This is a genomic window from Bacillus thuringiensis (genome assembly GCF_022095615.2).
GTDB classification, from domain to species: Bacteria; Bacillota; Bacilli; order Bacillales; family Bacillaceae_G; genus Bacillus_A; species Bacillus_A cereus_AG.
Genome location: NZ_CP155559.1, coordinates 1,046,077 through 1,062,783 on the forward strand (window position 1 = coordinate 1,046,077; position 16,707 = coordinate 1,062,783).

Below are 16,707 nucleotides of genomic sequence, written 5' to 3' on the forward strand. Positions count from 1 at the left end.
GTGTTTCCTTTTTTGTGTCGTGATTTGTCGGTAAGTCGATATATTAGGAAAATCGCCGATATAATTTCACATACCGCGGTCTCCAAACTCTGAACTCCAAAAACTAAACTAACACATCAAAAGTAGTTACAAATGACGGACGAGAGAAAATACTTTTCTGCTGTTCCGCATGTGGATGCGCCTGAGCCTGAGCTTGTCCTTCTGCTTGTGCAGGGCGTTTTTTATGAGCGTTTTCGAATGAACGTGATTCTGTCCAGTCTTTAAAGTTTTGCTCCGTTTCCCACATCGTTAAGATAACATATGTATCGTTACTTAATGGGCGTAGAACGCGAATTGCTTGGAATCCTGGTTCGTTTTCGATAAGGCCAGCGCGGTTTTTAAAGCGGTTTTCAAATACTGGGCGACCTTCATCTGTTACAGAAATGTTATTACAAACGATGTAGCCAGGTTGTCCTTTAAATTCGCCAACAGCGTCTAGTACGTCATACTGAAGTGATCCTTCTACAGATTCTTCTGTATTTTCTTTATAAAACATATCTTTTTCATTATTTTTTGCAGTGAAATGTGCTTGTTCTAGAGGTGTTTCGTATGAAATAATAGCCTTCATTTTAATGCCCCCTTAATCGTTTGTTTCTATTATATCAACTCTCGTAAAAAACTTCGAAGATTATATACATAAAGATACTTCTTTTTCAAATAATAAATGTACCATCATTTGGAAAGAAGGCCGGTGTATGAAGAAAGTAAAGTGGACTTTATTAGGTGGGTTAGCAACGCTTGTATTAGCGATTGTATTTTATAAACTTATTGTGTTAGCTGGTGGCTATATGACAGATGAAAAGCAACTCGTTTTTCATTCTTCATCACGTATCGTTGACCAGAAAGGGAAAGAAATTACGAAATTATACGTAGAAAATAGAGATCTCGTACCAATCGAGCAAATTCCAAAATACGTGCAGCAGTCGTTTATTGCGGTGGAAGATTCTCGTTTTTATGAGCATCAAGGAATTGATTACCCGTCCATATTCCGTGCTCTTTATAAAGATACGTTAGCTGGAGAGAAGGTAGAAGGCGGTAGTACGATTACGCAGCAACTAGCGAAAAACGTCTTTTTAACTCGTGAAAAAACAGTTACGCGGAAATTGAAGGAAGTCGCAATTTCGCTTCAATTAGAGCAAAAATATACGAAGCAACAAATTCTTGAAATGTATATGAATCATATTTATTTTGGGCATGGGGCTTACGGTATTCAAGCAGCAGCAAAGTTGTATTTTAATAAAAATGTAGAGGATTTAACAGTAGAAGAAGGAGCAATGCTTGCAGGCCTTCCGAAGTCGCCAAACGGATATTCACCTTATTTCTCTCCAGAGAAGAGTAAGGAGCGCCGCGATCTCGTATTGTCACTTATGCATAAACAAGGCTATTTGACTGCCGAAGAAAGTGTACGTTATCAAGGAAAGACAATTGCTCTTTACAAAAACTTAGACGAGAATGAACTCGCATATATGCCGTATATTGATATGGTTATAGATGAAGCAGCTCGTTTATATGGATTGTCTCATCAAGAAGTACTTCGCGGAGGATATACGTTTGTTGTTCCGATGGATGAAAAGATTCAAAAGGTAGCGTATAACCAGTTTCAAGATGCACGGAATTTCCCTGGGAAAGAAGAGGGGGCGCAAGGTGCTTTTTTATTAATGGATAATCGTACAGGCGGAATTAAAGCGGCGATTGGCGGAAGAAAGTACGTCCCGAGAGGTTTCAATCGTGTTTTTGCAAAAAGACAGCCGGGCTCTGTGCTAAAGCCACTTATCGTCTATGCGCCAGCACTCGAAACGAAAAAGTATAATCCGTATTCGTTATTGACGAATGAAAGACATTCTTTTGAAGGGTATGAACCCCGAAATTATAACCATGCGTATTCGAAAGAAATGACGATGTACGATGCGATTTTAGAGTCAGCAAATGTACCGGCAGTTTCTTTATTAAATGAGTTAGGGGTAGAAGAAGGAAAGCAATATTTAGAGAAAGGAAATGTTCATATTACCGATGCTGGTTTAAGTACAGCACTTGGCGGGCTGAAAAATGGTGTTTCAACATTTGAACTTGTGAAAATGTATCGTGCATTTTTAGCAAATGGTGATATTATTGAGCCGCACGTTATTGATAAAGTGTTAAATAGACACGGCGCAGTCATTGGAGAATCTCCAAAAGTAGAAACGAAAATTTTCTCGAAACAAACGGCATGGTATATGACGAAAATGCTTGAAGGAGTTGTGAAGGAAGGGACAGCGAAAGCTGGTGTATATAACGGGGCGTTAGCTGGAAAAACAGGTACAACTTCCTTACCAAATGATGATATTGGAGCTAGAGATATGTGGTTCGTTGGCTATACGCCAAATTTAGTAGGCGCTGTTTGGATTGGTTATGATCGTACGGATAAAGAGCATCAGTTACAAGGAGAAAGTGCGTCAGCAACGAAATTGTTTAAGAAAATTTTAACGAAGGCAAATGTAGAACAGAAAGAACAGTTTATGAAACCAGAAGGTGTGGAAACAATCGGTGCTCCGATTCGTCTTCGCAAAATTGAAGATGTGAAAATGAAATTAGCGTTTAGCCCTTTCGGTTTATTTAAAGCGAAATTAAGCTGGACACCACTTCCAGATGAAAGAATTATGTATCGAATTTATCGAGTGGAAAACGGAATTCATACGCAGGTAGGCACTGTAAATGGTGCCGGGGAATATGAAGAAAAGTTCGTTAACATCTTTTCAAAACCGAGTTTTTACGTTGTGCCATATAACACACAAACGAACCGTGAGGGAGAAAAGTCAAAAGTAGCTAAACCATAGTTTTTCTCTGTGTTATAATAAGAATGTTGTGAAAATAGTAAGCGTTTTTAAGAATGTTTGTGTCAATTTAATGAACAACGCACATAATATTATGCATTTTGTTTTTACAAGCTGTATAGTAAAAAAAGATAAATATCGGAATAGAACGTATTTAGAGCAAAAGCATTGGCAAGGAAGGGAGCAAGGGTCTTGGTAAGAACTATAAATGAGACATTTTTAAAAGCATGTAGGGGGGAACGTACTGATTATGTACCAGCATGGTATATGCGTCAAGCAGGTCGTTCGCAGCCGGAATATAGAAAGATAAAAGAAAAATATTCTTTATTTGAAATTACACATAATCCAGAGTTATGTGCTTACGTTACAAAACTGCCAGTTGATCAATATAACGTAGACGCAGCAATTCTTTATAAAGATATTATGTCACCACTACCTGCGATTGGTGTGGATGTAGAAATTAAATCGGGTATTGGTCCAGTTATTGATAATCCAATCCGTTCTTTACAAGACGTAGAAAAACTAGGGGAAATCAATCCAGAAGATGACGTGCCGTACATATTAGATACGATTCGTTTATTAACGACAGAAATGTTAGACGTACCGTTAATCGGTTTTTCAGGAGCTCCATTTACATTAGCGAGCTATATGATTGAAGGCGGTCCATCTCGTAACTACCATAATACGAAAGCGTTCATGTATGCAGAGCCGAAAGCTTGGTTCGCTTTAATGGATAAGTTAGCAGATATGGTTATTACATATTTAAAAGCGCAAATTAACGCAGGAGCAAAAGCAGTTCAAATTTTCGATTCTTGGGTTGGAACGGTAAATGTAGCAGATTACCGTGTATTTATTAAACCAGCAATGGAGCGTATTTTTGCAGAAGTTCGTAAGATGGGTGTTCCAATGATTATGCACGGCGTAGGAGCTGCACACTTAGTAAATGAATGGCACGACTTACCGCTTGATGTAGTCGGCTTAGATTGGCGCTTACCGATTGAAGAGGCACGTGCACGCGGCGTTCATAAGGCGGTACAAGGTAATATGGACCCGTCATTCTTACTTGCGCCATGGTCTGTTATTGAAGAACATGTAAAAGGTATTTTAGATCAAGGGATGAAACAGCCAGGTTATATCTTTAACTTAGGACACGGTGTATTCCCGGAAGTAAATCCAGATACATTAAAACGTTTAACTACATTTATTCATGAATACTCTAAAGGGCAGTTAGCGAAGTAAAGGAGAATTGCTGTATGAAAAAGAAAATTGGTTTGCTTGTAATGGCATACGGAACGCCATATAAAGAAGAAGATATTGAACGTTACTATACACATATTCGCAGAGGAAGAAAGCCAAGTCCTGAAATGCTAGAAGATTTAACAGAGCGTTACCGTGCAATTGGTGGTATTTCTCCTTTAGCTACTATTACATTAGAGCAAGCTGAAAAGTTAGAACAGCGTTTAAATGAAGTACAAGATGAAGTAGAGTACCATATGTATCTTGGTTTAAAACATATCGAACCGTTCATTGAAGATGCAGTGAAAGATATGCATAACGACGGTATACAAGATGCAATCGCACTTGTTCTTGCGCCGCACTATTCTACATTTAGCGTGAAATCGTATGTAGGACGAGCACAAGAAGAAGCTGAGAAACTTGGAAACTTAACAATTCATGGCATTGATAGCTGGTATAAAGAACCGAAATTCATTCAGTACTGGGTTGATGCAGTGAAAGGTATATATAACGGTATGTCAGAAGCAGAGCGTGAAAAAGCAGTATTAATCGTATCTGCACATAGCTTACCAGAAAAAATTATCGCACTTGGCGATCCATATCCAGATCAATTAAATGAAACAGCTGACTATATTGCAAGAGGTGCTGAAGTAGCAAACTATGCAGTAGGTTGGCAAAGTGCAGGAAACACACCAGATCCTTGGATTGGTCCAGATGTACAAGATTTAACGAGAGAACTAAATGAAAAGTACGGTTATACTTCATTCGTATACGCACCAGTTGGATTTGTTGCGGAACATTTAGAAGTTTTATATGACAATGACTTTGAGTGTAAAGTTGTGACAGATGAAATTGGCGCAAAATATTATCGTCCAGAAATGCCAAATGCATCGGACGCATTTATTGATTGCTTAACAGATGTTGTAGTAAAGAAAAAAGAATCTGTATTGTAAAAAGAAAGGGGGAGCATGCTTGAGGAAAAAAGTTGTAATCATCGGCGGTGGCATTACAGGATTAACAACAATGTATAACTTGCAAAAAGAAATTCATGACAAGAACTTGCCGATCGATACATTACTGATAGAAGCATCGGGTAAACTTGGCGGGAAAATTCAAACCGTTCGAAAAGATGGATTTACAATTGAACGCGGGCCGGATTCTTTCTTAGCACGAAAAGAAAGTGCAGCTAGATTAGCGCGAGAATTAGGTCTTGGCAATGAAATTGTAAATAATAAGGCCGGTCAATCATTTATCCTCGTAAACAATCGGTTACATAAAATGCCGAGCGGATCGATGATGGGAATTCCAACGCAAATTACGCCGTTTCTATTTTCCGGGTTGCTCTCCCCAATTGGTAAACTAAGAGCTGGCTTTGATCTGTTAATGCCGAGATCAAAGCCAGTATCTGACCAATCACTCGGGCAGTTTTTCAGACATCGCCTCGGCAACGAAGTGGTTGAAAATTTAATCGAACCATTACTATCGGGTATTTATGCAGGGGATATTGATGAAATGAGCTTAATGTCAACATTCCCACAGATGTATCAAATCGAGCAGAAACATCGCAGTATTTCACTCGGTATGCGTACACTTGCACCGAAAGAAGAGAAAACTGAACCGAAAAAAGGAATCTTCCAAACAGTGAAAAACGGTTTAGAATCTATCGTAGAATCTCTCGAAATGAAGATGCATGAAGGTACGATAATAAAGGGTACTCGCATTGAAAAAATTGCAAAACTTGGTGATGGTTATACGATTACTCTTAGTAACGGAAAAGAAATAGAAGCGGACGCGGTCGTAGTGGCAACATCACATAAAGTATTGCCATCTATGTTTGCGCAGTACAAGCAGTTTCGTTTCTTCCGCAATATTCCGTCCACATCAGTAGCGAATGTGGCAATGGCTTTCCAAGAATCAGCCATTCAGCGCGATATTGATGGTACAGGATTTGTCGTATCTCGAAATAACGATTACACAATTACAGCATGTACGTGGACACATAAAAAGTGGCCACATACAACGCCAGAAGGAAAAACGCTTCTTCGTTGTTACGTTGGACGACCTGGTGATGAAGCAGTTGTAGAACAAACAGAAGAGGAACTCGTTCAGCTCGTACTAGAAGACTTACGAAAGACGATGGATATTACAGAGGATCCAGAATTTACAGTCGTAAGCCGCTGGAAAGAAGCAATGCCCCAATATACAGTAGGCCATAACGAGCGAATGAAGAAACTCACAACATTTATGGAAAAAGAGTTGCCAGGTATATACTTGGCAGGTAGTTCTTACGCTGGTTCTGGTCTTCCGGACTGTATTGATCAAGGTGAGAAAGCCGCAAAGCGTGTATTATCTCATTTGGAGAAAGTAATGGATACTGAATTAATCGCACAATAAAGTGAAACGCCTTCAATCATATTGAAGGCGTTTTGTTACTTATTCGCCAACAAACATATATAAGTTATTTGGCTTTATAACGGCATCCCCTGCATAAATAATCCACTCTGTTAAGTTATCAAAATCTAAATGATAACTATTTCCTTCACTCATACCTTTTATAAAATATGGTTCGTTAATGAGTATTCCTTGAATGAAATCTTCCGTAATGTTTTGCATTTCAAACCACATATGTTCACTTTTTCCTTCTTCATAAGAGACACCAAACTTACCGAGGAAACGAAAATCTTCATTTGATTGTTCAATGTGAAAAATGTTGCTGAAATACCCGAAAGTATTCTTCGCATTGTAAGCCATACGATCGGTTTCACTATTTGTTTTATAGAACATGAGACCTGTAGCTTCCTCGTATTCTTTGAAAAAACTTTCAATATATTCTTCTGAAGTATTTAATTTGAATAAGAGAACGGATGGAGATTGATGGTATTCATCTCGGTCATCCATTCCGCCTAAGAATATATTTTGTGCATCTATTGGTTGTAGTTTCACTTCTTCATCCTCGATTGAAGATAATTGATCCATCCTCTTTTTATGCCCAATATAAGATAATCCTTTCTCCCAAGGAACAGCTACTGTATGTATAGAGCCTTGCTGACTATGCGCGATAACGATAGGCTCATTCATAGGGACTTGTCCGTTCTCAACGGCATTATTAGCAAATGTTTGAAAAAGATCGCCAATGCCGTAATAGGAAGAAATGCGATTTGGAATAATTAATTCTATCTCTGTCACACCTGCTCTTAAAAGCCCATGTGTATGAAACCAATATTGCGTAGGCTCACCGTCTTTACCGTCTTCATAAACAGAATGAATAACGTATAAATCAGGAATGTCAGGTAACAATTCATTTTCAACGTGATATTCAATATAGCTTCTAGAGATCACTTTCATTGCTGCACTTGAATCGATTACAAATAATAAATCTGGAGCGAGGTTCCATAAAAACTGTAACTGCTGGAAAAAGCAGTCCAGCACATCGCCTGCAAATAGCGTACGAGTGAAAATTTCGGTGCCATAAGCAGCATCTTCAAAAGTACGATCTAAGATTGTAGAATCTTGTCTATTGTACATTTTATATTCTTCTGGGGCATTTGCCTCATCAATATGCAGTTCATACGGTATGATTGTTTCATCCATATGTAATTCCACAATAAGGCTTGTCTCATCACTGTAAACAACTTTTAATTCATCAACTTTAGTAGAGATAGTCTCTAACCGCTGTTTTAACTGTTCAATTGTAATTCTAGTTGGTATAACAGCAATCATATCTGAAAAATGACGTTCTAATGTTCCATTCATAGCTGCGCGGTATGTTTCTGTTTGCACTTCCATCCAATCACTCCTATTCAAATGAATCCATTTTACATGCCAATGAAATTTCGATATTTTCTGTTTTCTCTCTAACATTATAGAGCGCATTCGTAGAAGGTGTAAAATTATTATTTTGTATTATAGTTTGAAAACGAGTAAATTAGATTAATTTTTTGTAAAACTTGTCGAAATAGCATTCTATATAACGAATCATTTGTTATGATAGACATGCTGAGAAAATATGAAATAGGGAGAGGAAAATGGCTGTGAAGAAATTGTTAAGTGTCTTTTTATCATTCATACTATTGCTTTCATTTACTGGAACTTTAGTACAAGCAGAAGAAGCGACTTCTATGTCAGTAGAAAAAGCAATTCAAGTATTTAAGCAGCAAGGGAAAACGAAGGGGACAGTGGAAGGATATATCGTTGGATATACGCAAAGTCCTTCTAAATACACGAAAGATCCGGCTAAGTTTGATGATACAAACGTAGCAATTGCGGATTCGCCAAATGAAACGAATCCAGACAAAATTATGCCTGTTCAGTTGCCAAAAGGCGATGTGAGAGCAGCAGTAAATGTGAAAGATCATCCTGAAAATGTCGGGAAGAAAGTTAGTTTAACAGGGACGCTTGAATTATATTTTAGTAGCCCAGGTTTAAAATCGGTAACAGCTCATAAGTTTCAAGGGGAAGGACAAAACCGTGTTAGCGATGTAGTAGCTTCGCCAGGTGGCGGAGAAGTTGCGAAGGGAACAGCGGTAACATTAACAACGAATACAGAAGGAGCAACAATCTACTATACGTTAGATGGCTCTAACCCTACAAATAAGAGTGTTCGTTATAACGGACAAATTATAGTGAATGAAAATAGTGTAATTAAAGCAATTGCAGAGAAAGAAGGGCTTACTTCTTCAGCGATTTCAACATTTTCATTTATTATCGTAAACAATGAACCAGTTCGTATTCATGATATTCAAGGAAAATCACATGTTTCTCCCTATAAAGGAAAGAAAGTATACAATGTGGAAGGTGTTGTAACAGCGCTTGATAAAAATGGTTTCTATATAGAAGATAATCAGCCAGATAATGATCCAGCTACTTCAGAAGGTATTTATGTATACAAAAAAGATGCGAATGTAGCAGTAGGAGATCTTATTCAAGTTGATGGAGAAGTAGAAGAATATGTTGGGCCTGGATATGCGGAAAGGTTTGACACAGACTTAACGACGACTGAAATTAAAGCGAGCCGCGTTGCTGTAATCGCAAAAGATCAAGTTTTACCAGCACCGATTGTACTTGGAGAAAACGGTGTAAAAATTCCTGATCAAATTATCGATAATGATGCATTCGGTTTATTTGATCCAAATGAAGATGCAATCGACTTCTATGAAAGTATAGAAGGCATGCGCGTTACGATGCCAACACCAAAAATTATTGCGCCTCAGAAAAACGGGAATTTATATGTAACAGTAGAAAATGGCGGTGATAAAGTCGTAACGAAATATGGCACACCTGTATTAGATGAAAATCAATTAAACCCAGAGCGTCTTTCTGTAAAAGTACCTCGTGATTATGTAGCAAAAGTAGGAGATACTTTCACGGGAGATATAACAGGGGTAGTCGGATATGATTACGGTGCGTTCCGTATTGCGCCAATAACGGAATTACCAGCTGTAGTAGACGGTGGATTTAAGCAAGTAGGGGCGAATATTCAGCCTCGTCTTGATAAGTTAACAGTTGCTACATATAACATTGAAAATTTCTCGGCGAATAAAAAAGAAACAACAGATGAAAAAGTAAAAGCGTTAGCGTATTCTATTAAATACAATTTAAAAATGCCAGATATTATCGGTGTAGAGGAAATGCAAGATAATAACGGATCGATTAATGACGGTACAACAGATGCTTCATTAAGCGCAAAACGTATCATTGATGCAGTACTAGAAATTCGCGGGCCTAAGTATGAGTATGTAGAAATTGCTCCGAACAATAATCTAGACGGAGGAGCACCAGGAGCGAATATTCGCGTCGGTTTCTTCTACAACCCATCACGTGTGAAATTAGCAGCAGTACCGAAGTTACTTGATAAAAATGTCGTTCGTATTGGAGACGAAAACCCACTATTTGAAAGTACACGTAAACCGCTTGCGGCAGAATTTACGTTCCAAGGACAAAACGTTGTTGTCGTTGCAAATCACTTAAACTCAAAAATAGGGGATGCAACGCCATTTGGAAAAGTGCAGCCGCTCGTATTAAAGAGTGAAGAAAAACGAATTCAATTAGCGCAAGAAGTAAATCAATTCGTACAAGGAATTCAGAAAAAGAACACGAATGCACCAGTTGTTGTGTTAGGAGATATGAACGATTTTGAGTTTGCTAAACCACTAAAAGCACTAGAAGGAACAAACTTAAAGAATATGTTAAACACAGTGCCAAAAGAGAACCGCTACACGTACATTCATGAAGGAAATGCACAAGTGCTAGATCATATTTTAGTAACAAACAACATCGCACCGCACACAATTGTAGATCCAGTACATTTAAACTCAAACATTATGAAAGAACATGGACGTGTAAGTGACCATGACCCAGTACTTGCTCAAATTGATTTGAAGAAAGCTTCTTAAAGTAGGGGACGCTTAGGTCACTAAGCGTTCTTTTATTTTATAAAAAGAGATAAGGATAGTGTATAAGCGATTTTTTAGAATGATATAGATTAGTCTTCTGTAGTTTTACGGTAAAATTAATTGAATGTTTAGTTTTCTGAAGGAGGTCAATGATGCAAGCACGACCAAATGGAAGATTAATGAATCAGCTTGCGATTTTTTTCAGTACGATCGTCATGCTACAATTTTTAGCTGATGTAACAGGACTTACTCAAAACTTGGACATTACGTATAACTTAATCAATACAGCAGCTTCTTATATAACGTTTAGTTTGGCAGTCATTTTTACTTTAATAGGTGCAAGAAGAGAACTAAGTAAATATGCAATTATTTTATTATGTTCAGTTGTAGGTATTAAAGCGATTTATTTTGCGGTGTTCGTTATTTTATGGGGGTTGGCAGGTACGCCGTAAAGAGGAGGGGGATTATATGAGCAATGAGAATAAGAGCGTAATTCCCTAAGCTGACTTAGGGAATTACGCTCTTATTCGTTCAATGATTTAGTCTGAAATTGCTTGAAATGCTTTTCTGCACCGATCTCTTTTTTGCAGTCTTCTTCTATATTTTTTTCTATCCCGCTTTACTCCTTGTATATACATAAATAAGCTAACGAGAAGGAAGAAAGCACATTGCATCGTTAAAATGTACGGTGACATGCCTTGCAATGGTTGTTTCGGATCATATAAATGAATAGGTGCTCCGCCTATTGAAGGAAATATTGTATTTAGCAGGACGTAAGGAATGGAGGCAACTGCAAATGGAAAGAGAATTGCCATATAGTCCTTTTGTGACCATACAGATGCAGCAAGTCCTAAAAGAGCCATTAGACCTGCAAATAAAAAATTAATTCCGATATATACAGTAATGTAAGTGAGAGGCGCATCGAAATATAGGTTTGCGAACATTCCATCAGCATTTATGATGCTTGAACCAATCGTAGGTGTTCCGTCTGGAATGGTTAATTTGCAAAATAATAACGATAAGATGAATGGAAGCGTATAAAGAAATCCTCCGCAAAAAAATGTAACGATATATTTCGTTACTGAATAAGGAAATATAGAAATCCCCTTACTCACGAACGGTTTAAAACCATCTGACTTATCCGAATTGTAACTTGTACTAAAGGGGAAACTCGCAATAACTGGCATTAATAATAAATAAACATCCATTTCATTGTCGCGAAATCCGATCCATTTTATATCTGTTGATATAGGTCCGCTCGCAGCGTCTCCTAAATAACGAATTACATAATAATAATGATAAATACAAATAAGAACGAATCCACTAAACATAATAATTAAAGAAACACGATTACAAAAAGCTTGCTTTATATTTAAACGAAGCGCACGCATCATGACTGAAAAAGCCTCCACTATTTTGATAAACTTGTCTATTTTCTATATTACTATTAAATGTAAAGATTTTCTTGTTTTTTTATTTGATTATTTGAAAAAAGGAAAATTTGTTGTTGTGAAGTAAGGTTTAATCGTATATCTTAAGAACGCCTTTTCCTTTTCTCTTTTCTTCTGATAAACTATGGACAGTATGGTATACACTGACTGGAATTTTTTATGTTGGAAATAATAAAAAAGAGAACTTGTATAGAATGTAAGCGTGTGGTAATATCAAAGATGTACTGATTGACTATATTATCCAATTGGTCATTTTTGGAGGTGATGATGTGGCGATAGATCGAAAACGTTCTATTATTGAAGCTGCAACAAAGTCTTTTTCAGCGTTCGGTTATAAAGCAACAACGATGGATCAAGTAGCGAAGTTAGCGAATGTAGGAAAAGGAACGATTTATACTTTTTTCAAGAATAAAGAAGAGCTATTTGGTGAAATTATTTCTAATTTAATTACAGAAATGAAGCAAGTTGCAGAAAATGCAATTCGTTCAGATGTTTCATTTTTTGAAAATGTACATAGAGCATTATATAGCATATTAGAATTCAGAAAAGAACATCAGCTCATGATTAAATTAATTCAAGAAGAGCGCGATATGGGAACGAAAGAAGTACAAGAAGTGATGCAACAAGTAGATGTGGAAATCGTTTCTGTTATTCAATCGTATTTGAAGATTGCGATTGATAAAGGTGAAATTAGCAAATGTGATCCAGAAATTACAGCATTTATTATGCTTCGCTTATACGTATCGCTTATTTTTGATTGGGAAAAAAATCATGAACCGCTAGAAAAAGAAAAAATTGCAGAATTATTTGAACTTTATTTATTAAAAGGATTGTCAAACTAAGATAATCCTTTTATTATTATAAAAAATGACCAATTGAACAAAGTGGTCATATGTTAATTTTAGGAGGGATAATAGAAAGATTCACTTCATAGTAAGGAACAGTTGCATAGTATAAATTCGGGGATAAGGCATATGTATGAATAAGTATAGCCTTTTTGTTTGGGAAAAAATGACCAAATGAACATTTTGGTCATTTTAATAAAGGGGGAGAAATGATGAAATGGAATCAGTTACTTCGTAAAGAGTTTACTGAAATTATAAAAAGTAAAAAAATATTAATTCCAATTATCGCGGTTTTATTCGTACCAATTTTATATGCAGGTATGTTTTTATGGGCCTTTTGGGATCCGTATAAACAGTTAGATGATTTACCCGTTGCGGTAGTCAATTTAGATAAAGGTGCAGTATTTGATGGGAAACCAATTGAGGTCGGAAAAGGGCTCGTTGACAACTTAAAAGATAATACAAGTTTTAAATGGGAATTTGTAAGTGAAAAAGAAGCGAAAAAAGGAATGGAAGGTAGAAAGTATTACATGTTAGTACGCATTCCAGATGACTTCTCAAGTAACGCTACAACGTTATTAAAAGATGATCCAAAACCATTAAACTTAGAATACATTCCAAACGAAAGCTTGAACTTCTTATCTTCACAAATTGGCGGAACAGCCATTGAAAAAATTAAAGGTGAAGTATCAAGTACGTTAACGAAAACATATGCAGAGAAAATGTTTGATTCCATTCAAGACGTCTCAAAAGGATTAGCAGATGGGGCGGAAGGAGCAAATAAACTCCACGACGGATCAAGTGAGCTGCATGATGGTTCAAGTAAAGTGACGGACGGCCTTCATACACTTCAAGGGAAGTCTGGAGAGATGAAGGATGGAGTTGGGAAATTGGCAGATGGATCTAATAAATTAGTAGATGGGTCAGGGAAAGTGACAGTAGGTTTAAATACGCTAAATAACAAAACCGGTGAAATGCAGGTAGGTATCGGGAAATTAGTAGATGGGTCAGGCAAAGTAACAGACGGTTTAAATACGTTAAATAGTAAAGCGGGTGAATTGCGTGATGGATCTGAGAAAGTGACCGGTGGCTTGAACCAATTAGTAAGTAAATCCGGGGAATTAAAAACAGGAACAACTGACCTATCAAATGGTATGGGAAAACTTGTTGAAGGGAAAAGTCAATTAGAGAAAGGTTCTCAAGCGATTCAAAAGGGATTGCAAGATTTAAATAGTAACGTACAAAATTCAGCTGCAGGCTTAGAGGAAATGCAGTCGAAAGTTCCTTCTATATTGAATACAGTAAATGAGAAAGTAGATAGAGCTGGGGCGAATGTAAATCAGTTAAATGAACTTACGCAATCAACAGCAGGAGATGCAAAAAATGCAGCACAAGAGGTAGCGAATTTACAAAAGCAAATTGAAAGTTTACCAAAAGAATATCAAGAGCAGTTACAACCATTCATAACAAGTGCTGTAAAAAGTACAGCGACAGTTCAGCAAAAAGCTGCCGGAGTAGCAGGTGGAACAAATAAATTAAATGAAGAAGTAAAACAAGTAAAAGGCGAAATACATCAAACAACAAATGGATTGCAAAACAAATTACCAAATCCAGCAGGGATAAAAACCCTGGCAGGTGGTATTGAGAAACTAACGAACGCACAAAATGAATTTGTTAGTAAGTTTCATGGATTTGGTGAGGGATTAGATAATGCAAAAATAGGTGCCGATAAATTAAAAGATGGATCAGTTCAATTAATTGATGGAGTAACGCAATTACAAAGTGGCTCTGGAAAAGTGACAGCAGGATTAGGTCAATTATCTGTAGGAGTAAATCAATTAGCAGATGGGTCTGGTCAAGTAACAGGTGGTTTAGGAACATTATCTGCAGGAGCAAACCAAATGGCAGGTGGAGTAAATCAATTAGCAGATGGATCTAATCAAGTAACAAATGGCTTAGGTACTCTAAATGGTGATCTAAATAAAATGTCAACAGGCTCAACCCAGCTAATCGACGGCATAAATAAACTAGCAGACGGATCTGGAAAAGTAACAGATGGTCTTGTAAAAGTAAACGATGGTTCAGGTGAACTTGCTGAGAAACTTGGCGAAGGGGCTGAGAAAACTGGTGAAGTAAAAGGGACGGATAAAACGTATGATATGTTTGCAAGTCCTGTAAAAGTGAAGACAGAGAAAATGGCGGAAGTTCCAAACTACGGAACTGGATTTACACCGTATTTCTTATCACTCGGGTTATTTGTTGGGGCATTACTATTATCTATCGTATATCCATTACGTGACACAGTTGGTGTTCCGAAATCAGGATTTAGTTGGTTTATTAGTAAGTTCGGCGTGTTACTATCAGTCGGTATTATTCAAGCGATAGTAGCAGATATCATATTACTATTCGGATTAGGTGTAGAAGTACAAAGCATTCCGTACTTCATACTATTTAGCATTGTTACAAGTTTAGCGTTTATCGCATTAATTCAATGTTTAGTAACAGCATTCGGTGATGCAGGGCGTTTCATCGCCATCATCACATTAATTATTCAGCTTACAACAAGTGCTGGAACATTCCCACTAGAATTGATTCCGAAGTTTTTACAACCATTCAATGCTTGGTTACCGATGACGTACTCTGTATCAGGATTGAAAGCAGTCGTATCAAGTGGAGACTTTAATTTCATGTGGAAAAATGTAGGAATACTCATGATTTTCATCGTGGTATTATCACTTGGAACAATTGCATCATTAACTTGGATGCACAAACGACAATTTAGAAATATTGCGGAAAATCAATCGATTGAAGCATAGAAAAAAGCACCTTTTTGGTGCTTTTTTTATTGTAATCCAGGGTATCTGTTCTGTAGTTCGGATATGAATCTTTCAGGATCTTTCGGTGAGATTTTTACACTTCCTAAAGTTCCTGACGTATAAAAGATTTCATAACAATCTTTTGAAGAGAGAATCCGGTATCCAATTAAAATGTTATCTGTTTTCGAGATATTCGTTATATGGCCGTACGGAATCTTACTTCGAAATGGGCCACCTTTCACGAACAAGTAATCTTCATAGAATGTATATGTAATAGAAAAGGAGCACCATAATAGGAAGCCAGAAGATATAAAGAAAATAGATAGTAGAATGTATGCATCTGTCATAGTAGCTTCATCATCAAATATGAGAGGAAGTATTGTTACAGCACCAGTGGTGAAAATAGCGAAACTGATGATAGATAAGAAGAATGTATCCATTTTAGAGTGGAATGTCATTTGTAGTCCTCCTTTTTCTTGATTTTACCATATTCCATGTGTAGCCTAAATAAAAGAACAGGGATTGCAACAATTTGAATAGAAGTATATTACATGGGAGCTGATATGATGAAAGGAAATCTTACTTACTATTTTATCTTGTATCCGCTAATCTTCTTTCTTATTTTCACCCTTTCACCTATCTTGTTTCATAAAGAGGAATATACAAGTATAAAAGATACACTAGGGATACTTTTATTCTACTATGTGTTAATTAGTGGATATTACGTTATGGACGTTATAAGTGAAAGAATGAAGAAGAATAGTAAGGGCAAACAATAAAAATGTATAATATAAAAACTGATGGGGGCAATAAAATGACTGAAAGTGAAATGAAATTCAGGGATACGACGATTCGTAACTTTTTCGATAAAGAAGACCGCCTAAAATCGATTCCAGGTCAAAAGAAGAAAAAGCTAGTATTGTTAGAGCATTTAATTAGCAAATTAAACGCTGAAAATCAATATACGGAAAAAGCAATGAATACATTCATAAAACAATATCACGATGACTTTTGTACAATTAGACGGGAGTTTATTGTGCATGGGTTTATGGATCGCGAGGATAATATGTACCATATAAATGGGAGAGAAGTTTGGGTGAAGTGGGAGGAGTTATAAA

Annotated in this window: 14 protein-coding genes; 10 read left to right on the forward strand and 4 right to left on the reverse strand. The window is 36.9% G+C overall.

The window, feature by feature from the left end; genetic code table 11:
- Window positions 1-103 precede the first annotated feature (103 nt).
- Window positions 104-607 (reverse strand): heme-degrading monooxygenase HmoB, encoded by a 504-nt coding sequence (hmoB, locus tag KZZ19_RS05390; protein ID WP_002150035.1) that lies wholly within the window; start codon window positions 605-607, stop codon window positions 104-106.
- 127 nt (window positions 608-734) lie between these two features.
- Here hmoB and KZZ19_RS05395 point away from each other — a divergent pair, with 127 nt between their 5' ends.
- The 4 genes from KZZ19_RS05395 (at window position 735) to hemY (ending at window position 6,479) form a co-directional block, all read left to right on the forward strand.
- Window positions 735-2,852, forward strand: a complete 2,118-nt coding sequence (locus KZZ19_RS05395) for a transglycosylase domain-containing protein (RefSeq protein WP_088095438.1) — start codon at window positions 735-737, stop codon at window positions 2,850-2,852.
- A 189-nt stretch (window positions 2,853-3,041) separates the two neighbouring features.
- A complete protein-coding gene (gene hemE, locus KZZ19_RS05400) occupies window positions 3,042-4,088 on the forward strand; it encodes a uroporphyrinogen decarboxylase (RefSeq protein ID WP_000252605.1) in 1,047 nt (348 codons plus the stop codon).
- Between the two features lie 14 nt (window positions 4,089-4,102).
- Entirely contained in the window at window positions 4,103-5,038 is a 936-nt protein-coding gene (gene hemH / locus KZZ19_RS05405; protein WP_237979759.1) for a ferrochelatase, read from the forward strand.
- Between the two features lie 19 nt (window positions 5,039-5,057).
- A complete protein-coding gene (hemY, locus tag KZZ19_RS05410; RefSeq protein WP_237979760.1) occupies window positions 5,058-6,479 on the forward strand; it encodes a protoporphyrinogen oxidase in 1,422 nt (473 codons plus the stop codon).
- 39 nt (window positions 6,480-6,518) lie between these two features.
- On the opposite strand, the gene KZZ19_RS05415 is transcribed toward hemY, so the two are convergent.
- Window positions 6,519-7,871: a DUF4026 domain-containing protein gene (locus KZZ19_RS05415; protein ID WP_237979761.1), complete on the reverse strand. Its 1,353-nt coding sequence runs from the start codon at window positions 7,869-7,871 to the stop codon at window positions 6,519-6,521.
- A 239-nt stretch (window positions 7,872-8,110) separates the two neighbouring features.
- On the opposite strand from KZZ19_RS05415, the gene KZZ19_RS05420 reads away from it, so the two are divergent.
- Window positions 8,111-10,477 carry a DUF6359 domain-containing protein gene (locus KZZ19_RS05420; RefSeq protein WP_237979762.1) on the forward strand — a complete coding sequence of 789 codons (2,367 nt, stop codon included), beginning with the start codon at window positions 8,111-8,113 and terminating at the stop codon, window positions 10,475-10,477.
- A gap of 152 nt (window positions 10,478-10,629) precedes the next feature.
- The gene (locus tag KZZ19_RS05425) at window positions 10,630-10,929 is read left to right on the forward strand and encodes a hypothetical protein (protein ID WP_237979763.1); all 300 of its coding nucleotides are present in this window, start codon (window positions 10,630-10,632) and stop codon (window positions 10,927-10,929) included.
- An 87-nt stretch (window positions 10,930-11,016) separates the two neighbouring features.
- Here KZZ19_RS05425 and KZZ19_RS05430 read toward each other — a convergent pair whose 3' ends face one another.
- Complete coding sequence (locus tag KZZ19_RS05430; RefSeq protein ID WP_088095443.1) at window positions 11,017-11,871, reverse strand: hypothetical protein; 855 nt, start codon at window positions 11,869-11,871, stop codon at window positions 11,017-11,019.
- A gap of 326 nt (window positions 11,872-12,197) precedes the next feature.
- On the opposite strand from KZZ19_RS05430, the gene KZZ19_RS05435 reads away from it, so the two are divergent.
- Window positions 12,198-12,770: a TetR/AcrR family transcriptional regulator gene (locus KZZ19_RS05435; RefSeq protein WP_000963375.1), complete on the forward strand. Its 573-nt coding sequence runs from the start codon at window positions 12,198-12,200 to the stop codon at window positions 12,768-12,770.
- Between the two features lie 215 nt (window positions 12,771-12,985).
- Window positions 12,986-15,589, forward strand: a complete 2,604-nt coding sequence (locus KZZ19_RS05440; protein ID WP_237979764.1) for a YhgE/Pip domain-containing protein — start codon at window positions 12,986-12,988, stop codon at window positions 15,587-15,589.
- Window positions 15,590-15,615: 26 nt separating this feature from the next.
- Here KZZ19_RS05440 and KZZ19_RS05445 read toward each other — a convergent pair whose 3' ends face one another.
- The gene (locus tag KZZ19_RS05445) at window positions 15,616-16,047 is read right to left on the reverse strand and encodes a PH domain-containing protein (protein ID WP_237979765.1); all 432 of its coding nucleotides are present in this window, start codon (window positions 16,045-16,047) and stop codon (window positions 15,616-15,618) included.
- Between the two features lie 105 nt (window positions 16,048-16,152).
- Here KZZ19_RS05445 and KZZ19_RS05450 point away from each other — a divergent pair, with 105 nt between their 5' ends.
- Together KZZ19_RS05450 and KZZ19_RS05455 are read left to right on the forward strand one after the other, a co-directional pair.
- The gene (locus KZZ19_RS05450; RefSeq protein ID WP_226545719.1) at window positions 16,153-16,368 is read left to right on the forward strand and encodes a hypothetical protein; all 216 of its coding nucleotides are present in this window, start codon (window positions 16,153-16,155) and stop codon (window positions 16,366-16,368) included.
- 35 nt (window positions 16,369-16,403) lie between these two features.
- On the forward strand, window positions 16,404-16,706 hold the full coding sequence (locus KZZ19_RS05455; protein ID WP_140392376.1) for a DUF2087 domain-containing protein: 303 nt from the start codon (window positions 16,404-16,406) through the stop codon (window positions 16,704-16,706).
- The last annotated feature ends 1 nt before the right edge of the window (window position 16,707 follow it).

Excerpts from the sequence above, each read along its gene's own strand:
- hmoB (WP_002150035.1), bottom strand. The coding sequence starts at position 607 with ATGAAGGCTATTATTTCATACGAAACACCTCTAGAACAAGCACATTTC.
- KZZ19_RS05395 (WP_088095438.1), top strand. The coding sequence starts at position 735 with ATGAAGAAAGTAAAGTGGACTTTATTAGGTGGGTTAGCAACGCTTGTA.
- hemH (WP_237979759.1), top strand. The coding sequence starts at position 4,103 with ATGAAAAAGAAAATTGGTTTGCTTGTAATGGCATACGGAACGCCATAT.
- KZZ19_RS05415 (WP_237979761.1), bottom strand. The coding sequence starts at position 7,871 with ATGGAAGTGCAAACAGAAACATACCGCGCAGCTATGAATGGAACATTA.
- KZZ19_RS05420 (WP_237979762.1), top strand. The coding sequence starts at position 8,111 with ATGGCTGTGAAGAAATTGTTAAGTGTCTTTTTATCATTCATACTATTG.
- KZZ19_RS05425 (WP_237979763.1), top strand. The coding sequence starts at position 10,630 with ATGCAAGCACGACCAAATGGAAGATTAATGAATCAGCTTGCGATTTTT.
- KZZ19_RS05430 (WP_088095443.1), bottom strand. The coding sequence starts at position 11,871 with ATGATGCGTGCGCTTCGTTTAAATATAAAGCAAGCTTTTTGTAATCGT.
- KZZ19_RS05440 (WP_237979764.1), top strand. The coding sequence starts at position 12,986 with ATGAAATGGAATCAGTTACTTCGTAAAGAGTTTACTGAAATTATAAAA.
- KZZ19_RS05445 (WP_237979765.1), bottom strand. The coding sequence starts at position 16,047 with ATGACATTCCACTCTAAAATGGATACATTCTTCTTATCTATCATCAGT.
- KZZ19_RS05450 (WP_226545719.1), top strand. The coding sequence starts at position 16,153 with ATGATGAAAGGAAATCTTACTTACTATTTTATCTTGTATCCGCTAATC.
- KZZ19_RS05455 (WP_140392376.1), top strand. The coding sequence starts at position 16,404 with ATGACTGAAAGTGAAATGAAATTCAGGGATACGACGATTCGTAACTTT.